This is a genomic window from Rhizobacter sp. P2_H2 (assembly GCF_056403375.1).
Genome location: NZ_JBFUFP010000368.1, coordinates 1 through 4,892, shown reverse-complemented (window position 1 = coordinate 4,892; position 4,892 = coordinate 1). Strand labels below are relative to the sequence as shown.

5 protein-coding genes are annotated in these 4,892 nt (G+C 70.2%); all 5 read right to left on the bottom strand.

Annotation, left to right across the window (positions count from 1 at the left end; genetic code table 11):
* Window positions 1-526 (bottom strand): cell division protein FtsQ/DivIB (locus tag AC1D15_RS18145; RefSeq protein ID WP_477827079.1); only part of this gene is annotated, 526 nt, incomplete at its 3' end.
* A gap of 17 nt (window positions 527-543) precedes the next feature.
* Window positions 544-1,530: a D-alanine--D-alanine ligase gene (locus tag AC1D15_RS18140; RefSeq protein WP_477827078.1), complete on the bottom strand. Its 987-nt coding sequence runs from the start codon at window positions 1,528-1,530 to the stop codon at window positions 544-546.
* On the bottom strand, window positions 1,530-2,948 hold the full coding sequence (murC, locus tag AC1D15_RS18135; RefSeq protein WP_465114049.1) for a UDP-N-acetylmuramate--L-alanine ligase: 1,419 nt from the start codon (window positions 2,946-2,948) through the stop codon (window positions 1,530-1,532). The genes AC1D15_RS18140 and murC overlap by 1 nt, the downstream gene beginning before the upstream one ends.
* Before the next feature lie 79 nt (window positions 2,949-3,027).
* A complete protein-coding gene (gene murG / locus AC1D15_RS18130) occupies window positions 3,028-4,110 on the bottom strand; it encodes an undecaprenyldiphospho-muramoylpentapeptide beta-N-acetylglucosaminyltransferase (protein WP_477827077.1) in 1,083 nt (360 codons plus the stop codon).
* Window positions 4,107-4,892 (bottom strand): peptidoglycan glycosyltransferase FtsW (locus tag AC1D15_RS18125; protein WP_477827076.1); only part of this gene is annotated, 786 nt, incomplete at its 5' end. The genes murG and AC1D15_RS18125, both read right to left, overlap by 4 nt.

The window sequence follows — 4,892 nt, the reverse complement described above, 5'->3', positions numbered from 1 at the left end:
GTGCGAGCCGGCGGTACATCGCGAGCACCTGGCCCGAACTGCCGTCCGGGCCGGCCAGCGTCGGCAGCCGGTCGTCTTCCACGTCGCCGAGGTTGGCCTCGAACACCTCGCCCTCGGTGTTGACCAGCTTGTCGCCGTCGTCCTGCGACCACAGCGCCGCGGCGCGGTGCTCCTGCAGCGACACCGCGATCCGGTTCGGCCACACGCGGCGCACGATCGCGTGGCGCACCCACGGCACCGATTCGAAGGCGCGCTGGCCGCGCCCGAGGTCGAACGTGAAGAAGTTGCCGGCGAGCTGCGGCAACGCATTGGCGCGGATCGTCGACACGCTGTTGCGTGCGAGGTCGCCCTCGACGCGGATCGCGCGGATCGCGAACACCGGCTGGCGCGACAGCCACAGCATCAGCAGCGCCATGAAGATCGCCGCGGCCAGCACGAACAACGCCGACGCGCTGGCGTTGAGCAGGCGCACGTCCACCGGCAGCTCGGCGGCCGGTGTGCGGTGGAGTGCGGCGGTGTGGCGCATCGTGGTGTCGGTGGCGTTCAGGCTCGCTGGCTGTCCAGCGTCGCGAGCGACGCGAGGTGCAGGCACAGCTGCTCGTAGCTGATGCCCGCGGCCTTGGCCGACATCGGCACCAGCGAGTGCGAGGTCATGCCCGGCGAGGTGTTCATCTCGAGCAGGAACGGCTGGTTGTCGCGCTTGCGGATCATCAGGTCGGCACGGCCCCAGCCGCGGCAGCCCAGCGTGCGATAGGCCTGCACGACGATGCGCTGGATCTCGGCCTCCAGCGCGGCATCGAGCCCGCTCGGCACGTGGTACTTGACGACGTCGGTGAAGTACTTGTTCTGGTAGTCGTAGGCGCCCTCGGGCGCGGCGATGCGGATCACCGGCAGCGCCTGCGCACCAGCCCCCTGGCCGAGCACCGGGCACGTCACTTCGGCACCGTCGATGAACTCCTCGCACAGCACGTCGGGGTCGTACTTCGCCGACAGCGCGACCGCATCGGCCATGTCGGAGTAGCCCTGCACCTTGCTGACGCCGATCGACGAGCCCTCGCGCGGCGGCTTCACGATCAGCGGCAGCCCGAGCTCGTCGGGCACCGCCTGCACCTGCGCACGGTCCTGGCGATCGGGCGCGAGCCACACGTAGCGCGGCGTCGGCAGGCCGTCGGCGAGCCAGATGCGCTTGGTCATCACCTTGTCCATCGCGATCGCCGAGGCCATCACGCCGGAGCCGGTGTACGGCACGCCCAGCAGTTCGAGCGCGCCCTGCACCGTGCCGTCTTCGCCGTGGCGGCCGTGCAGCGCGATGAAGCAGCGCGCGAAGCCTTCGTGCTTCAGCTCGGCGAGTTCGCGCTCGGCCGGGTCGAAGGCGTGCGCATCGACGCCCTGCGATTGCAACGCGGTCAACACGCCGCCGCCCGACAGCAGCGAGATGTCGCGCTCGGCGGAGCTGCCGCCCAGCAGCACGGCGACCTTGCCGAGCGTCTTCGGATCGATGGGGACTTTCGGGTTCAACGGGCTGGACATCACACGCCCTCCTTCAACAGTTCGAGCACCTGGCCCGGCACGGCGCCGATCGAGCCGGCGCCCATCGCGATCACGACATCGCCGTCGCGGGCCTGCGCGGCGATCGTCTCGGGCATCTGCGCGATGTCGTCGACGAAGATCGGATCGACCTTGCCCGCCACGCGCAGCGCGCGCGCCAGCGAGCGGCCGTCTGCCGCGACGATCGGCGCCTCGCCGGCGGCATACACCTCGGCCAGCAGCACCGCATCGGCGCTGCCCATCACCTTGACGAAATCCTCGAAGCAGTCGCGCGTGCGGGTGTAGCGGTGCGGCTGGAACGCGATCACCAGCCGGCGGCCCGGGAAGGCGCCGCGCGCCGCCGCGATCACCGCGGCCATCTCGACCGGGTGGTGGCCGTAGTCGTCGATCAGCGTGAAGTGGCCGCCACCGTTGGCGCTGCGCGCCGCCGGGTCGCCATAGCGCTGGAAGCGCCGGCCGACACCGCGGAACTCGGCCAGCGCCTTGACGAGCGGCGCGTCCGGCAGCTCCAGCTCGGTCGCGACCGCGACGGCCGCGAGCGCGTTCAGCACGTTGTGCTCGCCCGGCAGGTTCAGCGTGATCGCGATGTCCGGCAGCACGACGCCGTTGCGGCGCTGCACCGTGAAGCGCATCTGCCCGCCCGGCAGCGCCTGCACGTCGACCGCGCGCACCTGCACGTCGGGTCCGAGCCCGTAGGTGACGACCGGGCGCGACACCATCGGGATGATCGAGCGCACGCCGGGGTCGTCGCCGCACAGGATGGCCGCGCCGTAGAACGGCATGCGGTGCAGGAATTCGACAAAGGCCGACTTCAGCTTCGCGAAGTCGTGCCCGTAGGTGTCCATGTGGTCGGCATCGATGTTGGTGACGACCGACAACACCGGCAGCAGGTTCAGGAACGAGGCGTCCGACTCGTCGGCCTCGACGACGATGTAGTCGCCCGAGCCGAGCCGCGAGTTCGCGCCGGCCGCGTTCAGCTTGCCGCCGATCACGAAGGTCGGGTCGACGCCGGCCTCGGCCAGCACGCTGGTGACCAGCGAGGTGGTGGTCGTCTTGCCGTGCGTGCCGGCGATCGCGATGCCCTGCTTCAGGCGCATCAGCTCGGCCAGCATCACCGCGCGCGGCACCACCGGCACGCGCCGGCTGCGCGCGGCGATCACCTCGGGGTTGTCGCCCTTCACGGCAGTGGAGGTGACGACCGCCTCGGCGCCGGCGATGTGCGAGGCATCGTGGCCGACGAACACGCGGATGCCCAGCGACGCGAGGCGCTGCGAGGTGGCGCTGTCGCTCTGGTCGGAGCCGGAGACGGTGTAGCCGAGGTTGTGCAGGATCTCGGCGATGCCGCTCATGCCGGCGCCGCCCACGCCGACGAAGTGGATGTGCTTGACCGCATGCTTCATGCGTCGGCCTCCCCTTCGAGGAGGTTCTTCGTCGGCTCTCGTGGACCTTCGACGAAGTGGATTTGCTTGACGGCGTGCTTCATGCCACCAGCCTTTCGAGTTCATTCGCCACGCGCGCAGCGGCGTGGGGTCGGGCGAGGGCTCGCGCCTTCGTCGCCATCGTGTTCAGTGCATCGCGCGTCAGGCCCTTCAACAGGTCGGCCAGCCGCTGCGGGTTCAGTTCGGTTTGCGGCAGGTGCAGGCCGGCGCCGTGCTGCGCGAGCCACTCGGCGTTGTCGCGCTGGTGGCTGGTGGTGCTGACGACCAACGGCACCAGCACGCTCGCGACGCCGGCGGCGCACAGTTCGCTGACCGTCACCGCGCCGGCGCGGCAGACGATCACGTCGCAGGCCGCCAGCCGCGCGGCCATGTCATCGATGAAGGGCAGCACCTCGGCATCGATGCCGGCCGTCGCGTAGGCGGCCAGCACCGTGTCGAGCTGGGCGGCGCCGGTCTGGTGCGTGACGCGCGGCCGCTGCTCGGCCGGCAGCAGCGCGAGCGCCTGCGGCACCGTCTCGTTCAGCACCTTCGCGCCGAGGCTGCCACCGACCACCAGCACCTGCAGCGGGCCGCTGCGGCCGGCGAAGCGCTCGGCCGGTGGCGCGAGCGCCTCGATCTCGGCGCGCACCGGGTTGCCGGTCACGACGCCGAGCTTCGTCTGGTGCGCCGCCTCGCCGTCGAAGCCGAACGCGATGCGATCGGCCACCGGCAGCAGGCTCTTGTTGCTCATCAGCAGCGAGGCATCGGCGTTCACCAGCATCAGCGGCTTGTTCAGCAGCGAGGCCATCAGCCCGCCAGGGARGCAGACGTAGCCGCCCATGCCGAGCACCGCATTCGCGCGGCGGCGGCGGATGATCTGCAGGCAGCTCCAGAACGCGCCGAGCAGCCGCAGGCCGCCGGTCAGCGTGTGCAGCAGGCCCTTGCCGCGCAGCCCGCTGAAGCTGATCGCATCCATCGGGATGCCGCTCGGCGGCACGAGCCGGTTCTCCATGCCGTGCGTGGTGCCGAGCCAGCTGACGGACCAGCCGCGGCTCTGCATCTCGCGCGCGACCGCGAGGCCCGGGATGATGTGGCCGCCGGTGCCAGCTGCCATCACGACGAGGTGCCTGGAGACCGTGCTCATGCCCGTCCCCCGCGCATCATCTGCCGGTTCTCGATGTCGACCCGCACCACGATCGCCAGTGCGACCAGGTTCATCAGGATCGCCGAGCCGCCATAGCTCATCAGCGGCAGCGTCAGCCCCTTGGTCGGCAGCACGCCCAGGTTCACGCCCATGTTGATGAAGGCCTGCCCGCCCATCCAGATGCCGATGCCCTGCGCGAACAGCCCGGCGAACACCCGGTCGAGCGCGACCGCCTGGCGGCCGATGTGGAACAYCCGGCGCGACAGCCAGAAGAAGGCCGCGATCACGCAGGCCACGCCGATGAAGCCGAGCTCCTCGCCGATCACCGCGAGCAAAAAGTCGGTGTGCGCCTCCGGCAGGTAGTGCAGCTTCTCGACGCTCGAGCCGAGGCCCTGCCCCAGCACCTCGCCGCGCCCGAACGCGATCAGCGAGTGCGACAGCTGGTAGGCCTTGCCCAGCGTGTACTTCTCGTCCCACGGGTTCAGGTACGCGAAGATCCGCTCGCGCCGCCATTCGCTGAAGGTGATCATCAGCACGAACGCGCCGACCAGCACCGCGGTGATCAGGAAGAACATCCGGCCGTTGACGCCGCCAAGGAACAGGATGCCCATCGCGATCGCCGCGATCACCATGAAGGCGCCCATGTCCGGCTCGGCCAGCAGCAGCAGGCCCACCACCGCGACCGAGATCGCCATCGGCATCACCGCGCGGAAGAAGTTCTCCTTCACCTCCATCTTGCGCACCATGTAGTTGGCGGCATAGAGCGCGATGGCCAGCTTGGC